This is a genomic window from Cellulomonas sp. PhB150, from assembly GCF_003755175.1.
GTDB lineage: Bacteria > Actinomycetota > Actinomycetes > Actinomycetales > Cellulomonadaceae > Cellulomonas.
This window is the reverse complement of sequence record NZ_RKHX01000003.1, coordinates 259,900-276,783: the sequence shown is the minus strand read 5'-3', so window position 1 is coordinate 276,783 and position 16,884 is coordinate 259,900. Positions and strand designations below refer to the sequence as shown.

Genomic DNA, 16,884 nt, shown 5'->3' with positions numbered 1-16,884 from the left:
CCCAAGTCCGCGGAGCGCCTGGTGGGGTCAGAGGATCGTGACGGCGAGTGTGCCGGTCTGCTGGGTGACCGACGAGGTGAGGCAGCTGACGAGGTCGAGGTCGACGTAGACGGCTACACGAACCGAGGCCGCTCCTAGGCCGTAGCCCGCTGTGACGGTCCCGATCGAGGTGACGGTCTCCTGGCCCGCTGCGTGCGCCACCGTGGTGACGGGGTAGGTGATGGTGCTGTACTGGCCGCCGCCCCACACGTAGGTCACGACGTTCTGGACGAGGGTGTCACCCAGCCCCTGGAGCAGACAGCTGACTTGCTGCTGAAACGTCGTCGATGCGAGGCCCGAGGTGAACGGGCCAGAGCAACTGCCGCCACCGGCGGAGCCGAGCGTCTCGGTGACCTGCTGGGTGGTCTGCCGAGGTAGCGCTCCCAGGGCCGGCGAGTACTGGACCGTCACGGAACCGGTGCAGGCAACAAGCTCACTGCTGTCCGCCCAAGCGGGCACGCTGAATCCAGCGGTTGTGGCCAGAGCGAGGGCGAATGCGCCCAGGCTCGCGAGAACACGCGTCTTGAGGTGGCGCACCGTTGCAGCCCTTCGAAGCAGGGTGGACGTCGCAGCCCACACCCTGTGGCCCCGGACCGGGGCATGAAGTCAGTCGGGCGACAGTGCCCGACCGGATCGCGCCACGAACGAACACGCCTCAGCGCCCTCATTCTCTGCGCGTCGCTCACTCGATCGAGTGTGCGCTCGAGGTCCGCGGTGCACAAGGGGCCGCGGCATGACGCGAACCGGCCATGGGTGGTGCCGCGAGCCCGCGCTGCGCCATCGCTGGCACGAGAACGACGACGGGCGGCCCCCGGAGAGGGACCGCCCGTCGTCGTCAAGAGCCGGGGAGCACGGGGCAGGGTGGGAGTCGCCCGTGCCCCCCGGCGGTCTGGATCAGCGGCGCTTCACCTTCAGCACCGCCGAGTGGGACGTGACCGACCCGGCCTTGTTCTTCACGACGACGCGGTAGGCGTTGCCGCTCTTGCCGGTGGTCGCCTTCACGACGAGCGTGCGGCCTGTCGCCCCGGTCACGGCCTTCCACTTCGAGGACCCGGCGACTCGCTGGTACCACCGGATCGTCGGCGCCGGGGTCCCCGTCACGGAGACCGAGAACCGCACCGACTTCCCGGCGGCCACCGTGGCGGACCGCGGCTGGGCCGTGATCCGCGGCTTGACCGGGGTCGGCGTGACCGTGGCCGTCCTCGTGGTGGCCGTGCCGCCGCGGTTGGTGAACACCGCCCGGTAGGCGACCGGCTTGGCGCCGACCTTCACCGTGAGCGACGTCCGGGTTGCCCCGGACACCGTACGCCAGGTCGACGACCCGGAGGCCCGCTGCTGCCAGCGGACGGTCGGCGTCGGGTAGCCGCTGGCCACGGCCTTGAGCGTGACCGACTTCCCGGTCCTGGCCTGTGTCGACCCGGGCTGGGTCGTCACGCGCGGAGCCTGCGCCTTGACGGTCACGGTGGCGGTCGACGTCGTGGCGACGCCGGTCGCGTTGGTGAACACTGCCCGGTACCGGGCGCCGTCCGTCGTCGCCGACAGCTTCACCGCGAGCGAGGTGCTCGTCGCGCCCGGCACGTCGGTCCAGGTCGAGCCGAGCCGCTGCCAGCGGACGGTCGGGGCCGGGATGCCCGAGGCGGCCGCCGTGAGGGTCACGGTCGCGCCGAGCGCACCGGTCACGGAGGCCGGCTGCTTCGTGACGGCCGGCGCCGTCGGCTGCGGGCCGACGGGCTCCACGAGCTCGCCGACGCCCCACCGGCTGGTGTCCTGGTAGGAGCGGCCGGTCGGGTCGGACCACGTCCGCACCGCGTCCCGCACGCCCGCGGTGGCGTCGTTGACCTGGAAGTCCAGGCCCGCGAGGTCACCCGGCGTCACCGTGTGGCCGAGCTTCAGCGAGGCCTCGACGACGTACCCACCGTCGACGACCTTCGCCGCGCTCGTGAGCCGGTCACCGATCACCGACAGGTCGCCGCTGACCGACTGAGCACCGAGGTAGTTGATCCGGTACTGGCCGTCGACGGGGTGGTAGGCGCCGGACTTGGCGTTCGCCGGGTCGAGGAAGATCTCGACCGAGTCCTGCTCCCACGCGTTCGAGCTGGTGGCGTCGAGGTGCGGGTCGGTGACCTCGGCGAGCACGTCGACCGAGTCGCCGTGCCAGAGCAGCCGGACCTTGGCCGTCGCTCCGCCCGAGCCCTCGACCTGCACGTCCGTCCGGACGCTCGGTGCGGAGGCCCAGGCGGCGTCGATGACGCCGTCGATCGTCGGGGTCGTCGCCGCGCGGGGCACGGAGACGAACGCGATCGGCTCGACGAGCGTGACCACGCCCAGCGCCCCACCGGTCTCCTGGTGGTTCGACAGGTCGTTCCACGAGGTGGTGCTCCCGCTGCCGTCGGCGACGCGGACGTCGAACGGCACCGTGGTGCCGACCGACCCCGCCGCTGCCAGCGGGAGGGTCGCCGTGACCTCGTAGCCGTCGTCCGTCGCGGTCCCCGCCGCGCGGGACACGACCACGGGGTCGCCCGAGCTGAAGAGCGTCACCGAGTCGTCGGCGTCGTCCGTCGCGTCGACCACGTGCACGCGGGCGGTCAGGTGGTCGCCGGACCAGCGCAGCTGGAACCCGGTCCCCCCGCTGATCTCCACGTCGGGCAGGAGCCGCCAGTCGGCGGCCCCGGAGGACTGCTGCGCGTTCGCCGCACGCGTCAGGGTCGGCAGCTCGGTCGGGTCGACGATGCCCCAGTACGCGGGCTTGGCCTGCAGGTCGTCGTCGAACACGAGCGGCGCGCCCGTGCGCCAGCTGCGGCTGTCGTACGGACCCCAGACCGTCACGGAGAACAGGTCGGGGAAGTCGCGCAGCATCGAGAACACGTTCGCGAAGTAGTAGCCCTGCGCGACGAGCTTCTCCTGCGTCACCGTGCCGTCGATCTGCACGTCGAGCTCGGAGACGTCCTGCAGGACACCCAGCGTCGCGAACTTCTCGAGCGTGGTCCGCATCTGGTCCACAGGCTGCGCGAGGCTGACGTGGAACTGGTGCCCCACGCCGTTGATCGGCACGCCGGCCTTGAGCAGCCCGTCCACGACGTCGAACATCGCCTGCCGCTTGGCGGGCAGCTCGGTGTTGTAGTCGTTGATGAACAGCTTCACCGGGCCGTCGACGTCGCCGCCGTTGAACGCCTGCGAGGCGATCTCGAACGCGTCCTTGATGTAGTCCGGGCCCAGGGTCCGGTACCACTCGCTGCGGCGCAGGCCGTCGCTCTCGCTCTCGGCGATGACCTCGTTGACCACGTCGAACCCGACGATCGGGTTGCCGGCCGTGCCGTACTCGCCGTACTTGGTGCGGAAGTGGTCGGCCACCGTCTCGATGTGCGTCGTCATCCGCGCCAGCAGCACCGCCTGGTCGTCGGCGCTGTCCGTCAGTGGCGTGCCGTCCTCGTGCTGGAAGAACCACGCGGGCGTCTGGCTGTGCCACACGAGCGTGTGCCCGTAGACGCGCAGGCCGTTGGCGATCGCGAAGTCGACGAGCTGGTCCGCGGCCTCGAAGGTGAAGTTCCCCTCGGTCGGCTGGATGGCCTCCGGCTTCATGACGTTCTCGGGCGTGAACTGGTCGAAGTGCTTGGTGACCAGCTCCTTGCCAGGGCCGGCCGTCTCCCGCTCGTCGATCGCGACGCCGACGGGCCACGGGAGCTCGTCCTTGAGCGAGGGGATGTCCTGCTGGACCGGCGGGGCGGTCGAGCCGGTGACGACGACGTCGTCGACCAGGAAGGACGCGGTGCCGGACGCGGTCTCGAAGTACAGCAGCGCCGAGTCGGCCGAGGTCATCGTGTAGCTGCCGGTCAGCTGGACCCAGCCGTCGGCGGTGACGCCCGCGGCCGTGGTGACGGTGTCGTACGACGAGGTGCCGCCGGTGTCCCGCTGCACGCTGACGCGCACGTCGGCGGGGGCGGTCTCGCCGGCCGCGAGCCGGACCCAGGCGGAGATCTGGTAGGTCCGACCGCTGACGAACGCGTCCGTGACCGAGGTGCCCAGGCCGTGCCAGCCGTCGGTGCGGCCGGTCACGCTCGCGGACTGCACGCCGCCGTGCGCGACCTCGGAGATGGCGACCACCGGGGCGGTGCCGTTGCCGCGCGCGGCCCAGACGCCGAGGCCGTCCTCGAAGCCGGTGGACAGCGACGTCGGCGCGGGGCCGTCGTCGGCCGCGCCGCCCGCGGGCAGCGTGAACGACCAGCCGGCCGCGAGCCGCTCGGTCACCACGGTGCGGACCGCGGCGAGCGTGCCGGAGCGGTCGCCGCCGCCGTCGTGCGTGAGGACGACCTGGCCGGGCTTCATGGCCGCGCGCAGGTTCGTCGTCAGCGTCGGGACGTCCTGGGTCTCCCAGTCGCTGATGGTGTTCGTGACCGCGAGCGGCTGCATGCCGAGCGACACCGCGACCGCGGCCGTCTGGCCCCAGCTGCCGTTGGGTGCGCGGAAGAACGGCACCTTGGCCTGCGGGTCGCCGAGCGCGGTCCGGATGATGGCGAGGTTCTCGACGAGGTCCGCGCGCACCTGGGCCGGGGTCCAGCTGCCCATGTCCGCGTACGACGTCGAGTGGTTGCAGAGGGTGTGCCCGTCCGCGACGATTCGGCGGAGCACCTCGGCGCCGCCCGGTGCCTGGATGTTCTGGCCGATCACGCAGAACGTCGCGTGGATGCCCTGCTCCTGGAGGAAGTCCAGCAGTGCGCCGGTGGTGGCGCCGTTGGGGCCGTCGTCGAACGTCAGCGCGGCGACGTCACCGGTGCCGCGGGCTGCCGAGACGGGAGTCGTGGTCGGGTCCACGGCACCTCCGGGGACGACGTCGGGATCGGGGTCCGGGTCGGGGTCGCCCGCGCCCGGGGTCGTGACGAGCACGTCGTCGACGAGGAAGCTGGGGTTGGCGCCCGCGATCGGGGCGGCCTCGAGGTACAGCGTCGCCGCGGTGACCGAGGCGGCGCGCGTGTAGGTGCCGGTCAGCTCGACCCAGCCGTCGGCCGTGGCCGTGACCGGGGAACCCACCCACGTGTACTCGTTGTCGGCCGGGCTCTGCTGCACGGTGAAGTGCATCGCCGACGAACCGGCGGTACCGGGCGCGAGCTTGACCCACGCCGAGACGGTCACGGGGGAGCCGGCCGGGAACGCGATCGCGTCCGTGGCCGGTCCGTTCCAGTCGCCCGTGCGGCCGCTGACCAGCAGGCTGCGTGCGCCGCCGTGCGCGTCGGTGTCGACCGTCGCCAGCGTGACGGGTCCGCGCGGGTCCCACGGCGCGGTCGTGCCGGACTCGAAGTCGTTCGAGACGAGCGTCGTCGGGCCGTCGTCGGCCGCTGCCGTCACGGCCGTCAGGCCACCTGTCCCCACCGCGACGGCCAGCACCACTGCTGCCGTCCCGATCCTCCTGAGCGAACGTACCGATCTCATCAGCGCTCCTTTGCGCGATTCGGGTCCCACCCCGACCGGGAGGTTACGTGTGATCCGGACAGAGTTCGATAACGTTACCCATAACGTTATCGAACTGACACCAACCGACCCGGTCGCACAGAGGGGACGTCGGCGGTCGGCGCGGTGCAACGGTTCGATAACGTTATCGCTAACGATTGACAGAACGCCTGGACGGCTGTCAACGTTGCGTCGTCCATCCCTCTCAGTGACGACGAGGAGTTCAACGATGAAGAGGACGCCAGTCCTGCGTGCCCTGGCCGTCGCCACGGGTCTCGCACTGCTCGCAGCGTGCAGCTCGGGCGACAACAACGAAGGTTCCGACCCGAGCTCGTCCGGCTCCGGCGGCGCCAAGGACGTCACCATCACCTGGTGGCACAACTCGAACACGGACCCGGGCAAGGCCTACTACGAGAAGGTCGCCAAGGACTTCGAGGCAGCCAACCCCGGCGTGACCGTCGAGATCAGCGCCATGCAGCACGAGGACATGCTCACCAAGCTCGACGCGGCGTTCCAGAGCGACGACGCCCCGGACGTCTACATGGAGCGTGGCGGCGGCGAGCTCGCCGACCACGTCGAGGCGGGCCTCACCAAGGACATCTCCGACGCCGCCAAGGACGAGATCGCGAAGATCGGCGGCTCGGTCGCGGGCTGGCAGGTCGACGGCAAGACCTACGCGCTGCCGTTCTCCGTCGGCGTCGTGGGCTTCTGGTACAACAAGGCGCTCTTCGAGCAGGCCGGCATCACGGACACCCCCACCTCGTGGGACGACCTGTACACGGACATCGACAAGATCAAGGCCGCGGGCATCGAGCCCATCTCCGTGGGCGCCGGCGACAAGTGGCCCGCCGCGCACTACTGGTACCAGTTCGCGCTGCGCGAGTGCTCGCAGCAGGTGCTGACCGACGCGGTCAAGAGCCTCGAGTTCTCGGACCCGTGCTTCATCAAGGCGGGCGAGGACCTCGAGAAGGTCATCGCGGCCAAGCCGTTCAACAAGGGCTTCCTGTCCACCCCCGCCCAGACGGGCGCGACCAGCGCCTCGGGCCTGCTCGCCACCGGCAAGGTTGCGATGGAGATGCAGGGACACTGGGAGCCCGGCGTGATGCAGGGCCTCACCGAGGACAAGAAGGGCCTCGGCGAGAACACCGGCTGGTTCTCGTTCCCGAGCGTCGCGGGTGGTCAGGGTGACCCGGCCGCCCAGCTCGGTGGCGGCGACGCGTGGGCCGTCTCGCAGAAGGCGCCCGACCAGGCCGTCGACTTCGTCAAGTACCTGCTGTCCGACGAGGTCCAGAAGGGCTTCGCCGAGCAGGACATGGGTCTGCCGACGAACTCGTCCGCCTCGCAGTACGTCAAGGACCCGGCGCTCGCCGGCCTGCTCAAGGTGCGTGACTCGGCGCCGTACGTCCAGCTCTACTTCGACACCGCCTTCGGTGCCTCGGTGGGCGGCGCGATGAACGACGAGATCGCCCTGATGTTCGCCGGCAAGGCGACCCCGCAGGACATCGTCGACGCCACCCAGGCAGCGGCTGACGCGGAGAAGTGACCGACGTGGCAGACGACACGACCGCCGTGCGCGGCGAACCCGTCTCGCCTGCGACGTCCAAGCCCCAGGCCCCGGCCGCCGGTCGCGCTTCGGTGCGGCCGGCCGGCCCGGGCCCGGGTGGGCGCCGCCGGTCGAGGTCCTCGGTCCGCATGCGCCTCGAGATCCTGTTCTTCGTGGCGCCGGCCCTGCTGGTGTTCCTGTTCTTCGTGGTGTGGCCGATCATCAAGGCCGTCCAGTTCTCCGTGTACCGCTGGAAGGGCTACGGCCCGCTGGTCGACTTCGTCGGCCTGAAGAACTACGCCAGCGTGCTGCAGAACGACGTCTTCACCGGCGCCTTCACGCACAACATCATCATCGTGGTGCTCTCGATCCTCATCCAGCTGCCGCTGGGCCTGGCGATCGCGCTCCTGCTCAACCGCAAGATGTGGGGCCAGGGCGTCCTGCGCACGATCATCTTCGTCCCGTACGTGCTGGCCGAGGTCATCGCCGGCGTCGTGTGGTTCCAGCTGCTCCAGCCCGAGTACGGCGTGATCGACACGATCCTGTCCGCGGTCGGGATCAGCGGGCCCGAGGAGGGCTGGCTCGGCACGCCCGACGTCGCGCTCTACACCGTGATCGCCGTGCTGACCTGGAAGTACCTGGGCCTGGCCGTGATCCTGTTCCTCGCCGGCCTGCAGGGCGTGCCCGAGGAGCTGTACGAGGCCGCGCAGATCGACGGCGCCACCTGGTGGCAGGTGCAGCGCAAGATCACCATCCCGCTGCTGGGCCCGACGGTCCGCACCTGGGCCTTCCTGTCGATGATCGGCTCGCTGCAGCTGTTCGACATGGTCTGGATCCTCACCGGCGGCGGCCCCGCGAACGCCACGACGACCATGGCGACCTTCCTCGTCAACGAAGGCACCAAGCGCTCGAACTACGGCATCGCCTCCGCGGCCTCGGTGATCCTCTTCGTCGTCGCGCTCGTGATGGCGCTCCTGTACCAGTTCTTCATCCTGCGGCGTGACTCGCAGGACGCTCCCCGGAAGAAGGCCAAGCGATGAGCGCGGGCACGATGACCGGGGCTCCGATCGCCCCGACCAAGCGGCAGGCGACGCACACGCCCCGGCGCAAGCGGCAGGGCGGCGGCAACCCGCTGGTCTACCTCATCGCGCTCGTGGTCGTCGCGTTCACCGTCGGCCCCGTGCTGTACGGCGTGCTCGGCGGCTTCCGGACCAACGCGCAGCTCGCGGACAAGCCCGCCGGGCTGCCGAGCCCCTGGGTGCTGAGCAACTACACCGGCGTCCTGACGAACCCGAGCTTCTGGCAGTACGCGCTGAACTCGGCCGTCATCGCGATCCTGACCACGGCCATCGTCGTCGTCTTCGGGATGATGGCGGCCTACCCGCTGGCCCGGTACCAGTTCCGCTGGCGCGAGCCGCTGTTCATGGTGTTCGTCCTGGGCCTGCTGTTCCCCGCGACGGTCGCGATCATCCCGCTGTTCATCCTCATCACCAAGGACCTCCACATGGGGAACACCTGGTGGGGGGTGGCGCTGCCGCAGGCCGCGTTCGCGCTGCCGATGACGGTGGTGATCCTGCGCCCGTTCCTCATGGCGCTGCCCAAGGAGCTCGAGGAGGCGGCCCTGCTCGACGGGGCGTCCCGGATCGGCTTCTTCTGGCGGATCCTCGTGCCGCTGTCCGGCCCGGGCATGGTCACCGTCGGCGTGCTCGCGTTCGTCGGCTCGTGGAACGCCTACCTGCTCCCGCTGCTCCTGCTGCAGGACGACATGAAGACCCTGCCCCTGGGTGTCGCCGACTTCTCGTCGGAGCACGCCTCGGACACCGCGGGGGTGTTCGCCTTCACGACCCTGGCGATGATCCCCGCGCTGATCTTCTTCCTCGCCCTGCAGAAGCGCATCGTCGGCGGGCTCCAGGGCGCCGTCAAGGGCTGAGCCCGCCCTCTCGCTTCCCGTCATTCCCCAGAAGGAGAACGATCCCGTGACGGATCTTCAGACGTCCCGCCCCACCGGGATCCCGGTTCCCAGCGCCGACGGCCGAGCCGCCGAGCTGCTCGCGCAGATGACCCTCGAGGAGAAGCTCGCGCAGCTCGTCGGCTTCTGGGAGAAGGGCGACGGCGAGGCCGTCGCCCCGCTGCAGGGCGTGTTCGAGGTCGAGCAGGGTCTCGACGAGGTGAGCCGGCACGGCCTGGGCCACCTCACGCGGCCCTACGGCACCCGGCCGGTCGACGCGGACGAGCGCGCGCAGTGGCTCTGGGGCCAGCAGCGGCGCCTGGTCCGCGAGACGCGGCTCGGCATCCCGGCGCTCGTGCACGAGGAGTGCCTCACCGGGCTGTCGGCGTGGCGGGCGGCCACGTTCCCGACGCCGCTGGCGTGGGGGGCGTCGTTCGACCCCGACCTGGTGGCCGAGATGGGCGCCGCCGTCGGCGGGTCGATGCGTGCGCTGGGGATCCACCAGGGGCTGGCGCCCGTGCTCGACGTCATCCGCGACCCCCGGTGGGGGCGGGTCGACGAGTGCATCTCCGAGGACCCCTACGTCGTCGGGACCCTCGGCACGTCGTACGTGCGCGGTGTGCAGTCCGCGGGCGTGCACGCGACGCTCAAGCACTTCGTCGGCTACTCCGCCTCGCAGTCGGGCCGCAACTTCGCGCCCGTGCACGCCGGCCCGCGCGAGATCGCGGACGTGCTGCTGCCGCCGTTCGAGATGGCCGTGCTCGACGGCGGCGTCCGCTCGGTCATGCACTCCTACGCGGAGATCGACGGCGTGCCCGTCGCCGCGAACGCCGAGCTGCTGACCGGGGTCCTGCGTGACCGGTGGGGGTTCGACGGGACCGTCGTCGCCGACTACTTCGGCGTCGCGTTCCTGCACCTGCTGCACGGCGTCGCGGCCGACCTCGGCGACGCGGCCGGACAGGCCCTCGCCGCGGGCGTCGACATCGAGCTGCCCACGGGTGACGCCTTCCTCGCGCCGCTCGCGGAGGCGGTGCGCGCGGGCAGGGTCGACGAGGCGCTCGTCGACCGGGCCGTGCTGCGCGCGCTGCTGCAGAAGGCGGAGCTCGGCCTGCTCGACGCGACGTTCGACGAGGAGCCGCCCACGGGTGTCGATCTCGACAGCCCCGAGCACCGACGGATCGCGGCCCGCCTGGCCGAGGAGTCCGTGGTCCTGCTCACCAACGACGGCACCCTGCCGCTGGCCGCTCCCGGCCGCGTCGCGGTGATCGGCCCGAACGCGGACCGGTACGCCGCGCTGTTCGGGTGCTACTCGTTCGTCAACCACGTCCTCGCGCACCACCCCGACGCCGAGGTCGGCCTCGAGATCCCGACCGTGCGCGACGCGCTCGCCGCGGAGCTGCCCGGGTCCGCGGTCGTCTACGAGCGCGGCTGCGCGGTCGACGACGACGACACGTCGGGCATCGCCGCAGCGGTCGACGCCGCGGCGTCCTCTGACGTCGCCGTCGTGGTCGTCGGCGACCACGCCGGGCTGTTCGGGCGGGGGACCGTGGGCGAGGGCTGCGACCGTGACGACCTCGAGCTGCCGGGCGTGCAGCGCGCGCTCGTCGACGCGGTGCTCGCGACGGGCACCCCGGTCGTGCTCGTGCTCGTGACCGGCCGGCCCTACGCGGTGGACTGGGCGCTGTCCCGCTGCGCCGCCGTGGTCCAGGCCTTCTTCCCCGGCGAGGAGGGCGGCTCGGCGATCGCCGGCGTGCTCTCCGGCCGCGTCAACCCGTCCGGCCACCTGCCGGTCAGCATGCCGCGCTCGGCCGGCGCGCAGCCCTACTCCTACCTGCACCCCGCGCTCGGCGGCGACGGCGACGTCACCAACCTGAGCAGCGTCCCGGCGCTCCCGTTCGGCCACGGCCTGTCGTACACGACGTTCGCGCACGACGACCTCAGGGTCGAGCCCGGCGCGTGCACCGACGGCCCGATCCGCACCTCGGTCCGCGTCACGAATACGGGCGACCGGGCGGGCGACGACGTCGTCCAGCTCTACGGGCGCGACGTCGTGGCGAGCGTGACCCGGCCGGTCGCGCAGCTGCTCGGCTACCGCCGGGTGCACCTCGAGCCGGGGCAGAGCGTCGTCGTCGACCTCGTCGTGCCGACCACGCGCCTCGCCTTCTCGGGCCGTGCGGGCGTGCGGGTCGTCGAGCCGGGCGAGGTCCAGCTGTGGGTCGGGCCGTCGTGCGAGCAGCGCGAGACCGAGACGACCGTGACCCTGGCCGGCGCGGTGCACCAGGTGGGCGTCGCCGACGAGCGGTGGACCTCGACGTCCGTGCGCTGAGGTGTCAGATCCGGCGGCAGGACGCGCGCTCGACCATGGCCGTGGGCAGGCGCACGTGCGTCGACTCGGGCTCGCGGCCCTCGATGAGCTCGACGAGCATGTGCAGCGCGCGGGCGCCGATGTCCTGCAGCGGCTGGTCGATCGTCGTCAGCGGCGGGTGGGCCAGTGCCGACTCGGGCACGTTGTCGAAGCCGATCACGGACACGTCGTCGGGCACCCGCAGGCCGAGCTCGTGCGCGACCTCCATGGTGCGGATGGCCGACAGGTCGTTCGCGGCGAAGATCGCGGTGGGCCGGTCGTCGAGCGTGAGGAGCTCGCGCGCCGGGGCCGTGGCGGTCTCGGGGCGGTAGCCACCGACGCGGACCAGGTTCTCGTCGACCTCCACGCCCGCGGCGGCCATCGCGTGCCGGAACCCGTCCTCGCGCAGCCGGGCGGACTCGAGGTCGGTGCGTCCGCCGAGCAGCGCGATGCGCCGGTGACCCAGGCCGAGCAGGTACTCGGTGGCCAGCACGGCGCCGGCGAAGTTGTCGGAGTCGACCGTGGGGACGCCGGACGGCCCGGTGTGCGGGTCGACGGCGACCACGGGCACGCCGTTGGACGCGCCGACGACGGTCGGGGTCACGATGATCGCGCCGTCGATGAGGGTCCCGCCGAGGCGGGACAGCGAGCGCCGTTCCCAGCCGACCGCGCCGCCCTTGTGCCCGCCGGAGTAGGCGAGCAGCTCGTAGCCGGTCGAGCCGATCGCGTCGGAGGCCCCCTTGAGGAGCTCGGTGCTGAACGGCTCGAACTCCGCGACGAGCACGCCGATGACGTTCGTCTTGTGGCTGCGCAGGCTCTGCGCGCCCAGGCTGGTCTCGTAGCCGAGCTCGTCGATCACCGTCGAGACGCGCTCGAAGGTGGACCGCGAGACGCCGTACCGGCCGTTGACGACCTTCGACACCGTCGCCACCGAGACGCCCGCTGCGCGTGCGACGTCCTCCATCTTCACGCGCGCCCCGGTCTCCACGTCCCGGAGCCTACCGCGCAGATAACGTTATCGATAACGACGACTCGGCGTTTTCCATCCGCCAGGACGGGGTGCACCACATGACGTACACGCATCGGCAGGGTTCGTGCGAGGTGACCGTCCTGCGCGCGGACGGCACGCCGGCCGCCGGCTGCCCCGTGACGGTCGAGCAGGTCAGGCACGCGTTCGGGTTCGGCAACATCGGGTTCGACCTCATCGCGCTGGCGAACGGCGAGGACCGCGCGCCCGACGGCGTGTTCGGGGGAGCGTCGGCCGAGCACGGCGCGCACCTCGCCGAGCTCTGGCTCGACCTGTTCGACACCGCGACGCTGCCGTTCTACTGGGCAGGCTTCGAACCGGTCCGAGGCGAGCCGGACACCCTCCGGCTGCAACGGGCCGCGCGCTGGTTCGTCGAGCGCGGCGTGCGGGTCAAGGGCCACCCGCTCGTCTGGCACACGCTCACCCCGCCGTGGCTGTCCGCCGTGCCCGACGACGAGGTGGAGCCGGTGCTCCGCGAGCGGGTCCGCCGCGAGGTCGGCGACTTCGTCGGCCTCGTCGACCAGTGGGACGCGATCAACGAGGTGGTGATCCTGCCCGTGTTCACGGCGGAGGAGAACGCGGTGACCCGCCTCGCGCAGCGCCTCGGGCGCGTGGAGATGGTCCGGCTCGCGTTCTCGTCGGCCCGTTCCGCGGATCCCCACGCGCGGCTCGTGCTCAACGACTTCGACCTGGGGCCCGACTACGAGCGCCTCATCGAGGAGTGCCTGGCGGCGGGCATCGCGATCGACGCCATCGGGCTGCAGACCCACATGCACCAGGGGTACCGCGGCGAGGACGCGATCCTGGCGATCGTCGACCGGTTCGCGCGCTTCGGCCTGCCCCTGCAGCTGACCGAGACGACGCTGCTGTCCGGCGACCTCATGCCGGCGCACGTCGTCGACCTCAACGACTACCAGGTGCCCACGTGGCCGTCGACCCCGGCTGGCGAGGCCCGGCAGGCCGACGAGGTGGTGCGGCACTACCGCTCGCTCGTCGGGCACCCGGCCGTCGAGTCGATCACCTACTGGGGGCTGACCGACGAGGGCGCCTGGCTGGGCGCGCCGGCCGGGCTGGTGCGCGCCGACGGCACGCCCAAGCCCGCATACGACGCGCTGCACGGGCTGGTGCGCGGCGAGTGGTGGACGGCGCCGACCTCGATGCGCACCGACGAGGCCGGCCGGCTCGTCGTCCGCGGCTTCGCCGGCGACTACCGCGTCACGCTCCCGGGCGGCCCGACTGCCGGCCTCACCCTGACTGCGGCAGGATCGACGGCGACGCTCACCCTCTGACCGGGACGAAACGGGCGCGTTCGCGTGGGGTCGCTGGCATCATGGGGCGCACTGACGGGGCAGTGACGGGGAGATCGCGCGTGGGGCTCGCGGAGCAGCAGGGGCAGGTCGAGGTGGTCGTGCGCCGGTTCGCGGCTATCGCGCCCGTCGGCTGGGCACGCCTGGTCGGCAACTGGGAGGCGACCGGGGACGACGAGGTCACGCTCAACTGGATCACCACGGCCGTGGTGGACGGCGGCGACCGCTGGCAGTACGGCCAGGTGGGCTACGACGAGCCGCTCTACGACGCCGTCGCCCGGCTCAACCAGCTCTCCGCGGACCCCGGCCCGCGCTGGACGACGCTCGACCTGGTCGTCGACGCGGACGGCTCGTTCCGGCTGACCCCCGGCTACGAGCCACCCAAGCGCAGCCAGGGGATCCACGACGAGGAGTCGCTCGGCCGGTTCGAGCGCTACCTCGACACGTGGGTCGCCGAGCGCGGCCCCGTCCCGGGCGCGTGAGACCGCCGTGGCTGACGAGATCCCCAACCCGTACCTGGCGGCGATCCGCGTCCGGCGCGGCCAGGCGGTCCCGGTGGCCGCGGACCTGCGGGACGACCTCGACGGCGTCATCCGGGCGATGGACGCCGGCGCGTGGATCAGCAGCACGGCGGACGACTTCTACACCGACCTCACGGGCCACCACCGCAGCGTGACCACGGCGGCCGACGGCGCGATCGCCACGTTCGACGATGCCATCCGCCGCCAGCCGGAGAAGGTCGAGCCCGACGCGTGGCAGACCCGCTGGCGGAACCTGCGGTGAGCGTCGCCTCGATCGACCTCGCGCAGATGGCGGCGCTCGTGCGCGCGCTGGAGGACGCCTCGCACGACGTGATGTCGCACGCGTCCTCGCTGCAGTCGGGGCTCGAGGGCGTGATGCTCGGGTCCGAGGACCTGCGCCGGCTCGACGCGGTGCGCGGGTGGATCGACGGGCAGCTGCCGGGCGTGCGGCGGCGCCTCGCACTGGCCCGCCACATCGAGGCGCAGACCCCGGGCATCCAGGGCTACGTCCAGCTCGACGAGTCCACGCTGCCGACGACCACGCCCGCCGAGGCGCGCGAGCTCGCCGACCGGGCCGCGAAGCTCATCGACGAGTACGGCGACGGGGAGGACATCCCGCCCGAGCTCCTCGACCTGCTGGCGAAGAACGGCTCCGACCCCTACTTCGCCTACCAGCTCGCCACGCAGGTGTCCCCGGAGGACGTCGCCGACCTGGTGATCGACGCGTCGAGCACGCGGCGGGTGATCGCGCAGAACAGCATGGGGATGCACCTCGACGACGTCGAGAAGTTCGACGAGGCCTACGAGGCGCTGCTCGACGGGCTGGGCACGACGTTCGGCACGGCGACCCAGGGGACCGGCGACCAGTCGCTGCCGCCCGGGTACGCCACGCAGTGGTCGTCGGCCATCACGGACGAGAACCCGCACACGCTCGGGCAGGCCAGCGCGCTCGGCCTCGTCGTCTCGCGCGGCACGTTCTCGGCCGACTTCCTCACGACCCTCGCGAACGACGTCTACCTCTACGAGCGCGAGGTCGACACGCGGGACATGTGGTACGACCGCTCGCACTCGATGGGTGAGCCGTACGGGGCGCTCGACCCGGTTCAGGGCGACGACGAGGGAGCGCCCGACGGCTACACCGACTACTACGACCCGCTCGCCGGGATCCTCGCCGCGGTCGGCCGCACCCCGGAGGCCGCGCACAACCTGTTCGGCAGCGGCGAGCTCATCACGATCGAGGCCGGCGGGAAGTCGGCGAGCGTCAACGGCTTCCTCGACTACGTGCTCTCCCGGCGGCGGTGGCCGGTCGACGACGGCGCGGGCTCGAACGCCGCCATCGCCGCGGCGATCACCCCGTTCGAGGGCGGCGACACGATCAGCGCCGACATCGCGGCCGACGCGCGCGAGGTCTTCGACATCAAGGCCGCCGAGATCGAGGAGCGGCGCAAGGACTCCAACCCCTTCTCGGACATCGGGCACCTGGTCTTCGACGGGCTGGGGCTCATCCCGGTCGTCGGGGAGCCGGCCGACGCGATCAACGCGATCTGGTACGCGGCCGAGGGCAACGCGGTCGACGCCGCGCTCTCGTCGGCCTCACTCATCCCGTTCCTCGGCTGGGGCGCCACGGGCGGGAAGTGGACGCGGCGCGCGCTCTCGGCCGAGGACATCGCGTCGTTCGCGGCGCGGGGGATCGACATCGAGAAGCTCCGCAGCGCCGGCGCCACGCTCGACGTGGTGGCGCACCTCGACGGGGTGTCGCTGCCGATCCTCAGGTTCGACAACCTCGCCGACTTCAACCGCGCCGCGAACGCCCCCCACCCGAACGCCGTCTACGAGTTCAACGGCATGCGGTGGACCACCGACGAGTTCAAGCGGACGAACGGGGTGTCGGGCACGCTGAACCTGGGCGACGGCGGCCGCGACGCCGCACTGACGGCTCAGATCGGCAAGGAGGGACTGCCGCACGACATCGGGTTCCACCTCATCGCGGACTCCCTGGGCGGCCCGACGAACCGCCTCAACGTGCTGCCCGGCAACGGCAAGCCGTACGACGGCCTGGTCAACCTCAACCAGGGCGAGTGGGCGCGGATGGAGAACAAGATCCGCCAGGCGCTCCGCAACGAGACGCCCGGCAAGGTCGACATCGAGATCAAGCCGAAGTACCGGGAGAACGGTCCCGACGCGACGCGGCCGGACACGTTCGACGTGAAGCTCACCATCGATGGTGAGGTGTTCCGCTACCGATGGGAGAACAGTGCCCAACCACCCCGAAGATGACGCGACCGTGGAGCTGACCGCCGAGCAGGTCGCCCTCGTCGACCGCATCGCCCGCAGCTACGCCTCCGCCGTGCCGGCCGGGTGGCTCCGCATCGTCGTGCGCCACGAGTGCTCCGTCGCCGAGGGCCCGTCCGGGATCGCCACCGTCCAGGTCGTGATCGTCGAGACGTCGGCAGGGCTCGAGCAGCGGGACTTCGACGCTCCCGACGACGTGTACTGGGACGAGTCCGATCTGCTGAAGGACCTGGCGACGGCTTCGCCGACGAAGGCGATCGCGTTCGTCCTCGTCGTCGAGCGCTCCGGCACCCACGACGTGACCGTGACGCAGGACGGTGCGGCGCTGCTGGCCGGCGAGCGGGACCAGGACCCGACCCGCGAGGTGCTCGACCACCTCGAGCGCCACCGCGAGGAGCTCACCGCGCTGCTGGGCTGAGAC

12 protein-coding genes are annotated in these 16,884 nt (G+C 71.6%); 9 read left to right on the top strand and 3 right to left on the bottom strand.

What is annotated here, in order from left to right:
- Positions 1–27: 27 nt before the first annotated feature.
- Both EDF34_RS11625 and EDF34_RS11620 read right to left on the bottom strand, forming a co-directional pair.
- The gene (locus tag EDF34_RS11625) at positions 28–576 is read right to left on the bottom strand and encodes a hypothetical protein (RefSeq protein ID WP_123371653.1); all 549 of its coding nucleotides are present in this window, start codon (positions 574–576) and stop codon (positions 28–30) included.
- 357 nt (positions 577–933) lie between these two features.
- The gene (locus tag EDF34_RS11620; protein WP_123371652.1) at positions 934–5,463 is read right to left on the bottom strand and encodes an endo-1,4-beta-xylanase; all 4,530 of its coding nucleotides are present in this window, start codon (positions 5,461–5,463) and stop codon (positions 934–936) included.
- Positions 5,464–5,710: 247 nt separating this feature from the next.
- Here EDF34_RS11620 and EDF34_RS11615 point away from each other — a divergent pair, with 247 nt between their 5' ends.
- Genes EDF34_RS11615 through EDF34_RS11600 form a run of 4 tightly spaced genes read left to right on the top strand, consistent with a single transcriptional unit; the run spans position 5,711 to position 11,298 of the window.
- A complete protein-coding gene (locus tag EDF34_RS11615; protein WP_123371651.1) occupies positions 5,711–7,024 on the top strand; it encodes an ABC transporter substrate-binding protein in 1,314 nt (437 codons plus the stop codon).
- A 5-nt stretch (positions 7,025–7,029) separates the two neighbouring features.
- Positions 7,030–8,064, top strand: a complete 1,035-nt coding sequence (locus EDF34_RS11610; protein ID WP_370450060.1) for a carbohydrate ABC transporter permease — start codon at positions 7,030–7,032, stop codon at positions 8,062–8,064.
- A complete protein-coding gene (locus tag EDF34_RS11605) occupies positions 8,061–8,954 on the top strand; it encodes a carbohydrate ABC transporter permease (RefSeq protein ID WP_123371649.1) in 894 nt (297 codons plus the stop codon). Before EDF34_RS11610 ends, EDF34_RS11605 begins: the two co-directional genes overlap by 4 nt.
- Positions 8,955–9,000: 46 nt before the next feature.
- Positions 9,001–11,298, top strand: coding sequence for a beta-glucosidase (locus EDF34_RS11600; protein WP_370450059.1), 2,298 nt, complete (start codon positions 9,001–9,003; stop codon positions 11,296–11,298).
- Between the two features lie 4 nt (positions 11,299–11,302).
- Here EDF34_RS11600 and EDF34_RS11595 read toward each other — a convergent pair whose 3' ends face one another.
- Entirely contained in the window at positions 11,303–12,304 is a 1,002-nt protein-coding gene (locus EDF34_RS11595; protein ID WP_233575345.1) for a LacI family DNA-binding transcriptional regulator, read from the bottom strand.
- An 80-nt stretch (positions 12,305–12,384) separates the two neighbouring features.
- Between EDF34_RS11595 and EDF34_RS11590 the strand changes: the two genes are divergently transcribed.
- From EDF34_RS11590 to EDF34_RS11570, 5 genes are all read left to right on the top strand, one after another.
- Positions 12,385–13,632 carry an endo-1,4-beta-xylanase gene (locus EDF34_RS11590; RefSeq protein ID WP_123371648.1) on the top strand — a complete coding sequence of 416 codons (1,248 nt, stop codon included), beginning with the start codon at positions 12,385–12,387 and terminating at the stop codon, positions 13,630–13,632.
- 80 nt (positions 13,633–13,712) lie between these two features.
- Positions 13,713–14,132 (top strand): hypothetical protein, encoded by a 420-nt coding sequence (locus EDF34_RS11585; protein ID WP_123371647.1) that lies wholly within the window; start codon positions 13,713–13,715, stop codon positions 14,130–14,132.
- Positions 14,133–14,139: 7 nt separating this feature from the next.
- Positions 14,140–14,433, top strand: a complete 294-nt coding sequence (locus tag EDF34_RS11580; protein WP_123371646.1) for a hypothetical protein — start codon at positions 14,140–14,142, stop codon at positions 14,431–14,433.
- A complete protein-coding gene (locus tag EDF34_RS11575; RefSeq protein ID WP_233575344.1) occupies positions 14,403–16,448 on the top strand; it encodes a DUF6571 family protein in 2,046 nt (681 codons plus the stop codon). Before EDF34_RS11580 ends, EDF34_RS11575 begins: the two co-directional genes overlap by 31 nt.
- Positions 16,449–16,455: 7 nt before the next feature.
- Entirely contained in the window at positions 16,456–16,881 is a 426-nt protein-coding gene (locus EDF34_RS11570) for a hypothetical protein (protein ID WP_123371644.1), read from the top strand.
- The last annotated feature ends 3 nt before the right edge of the window (positions 16,882–16,884 follow it).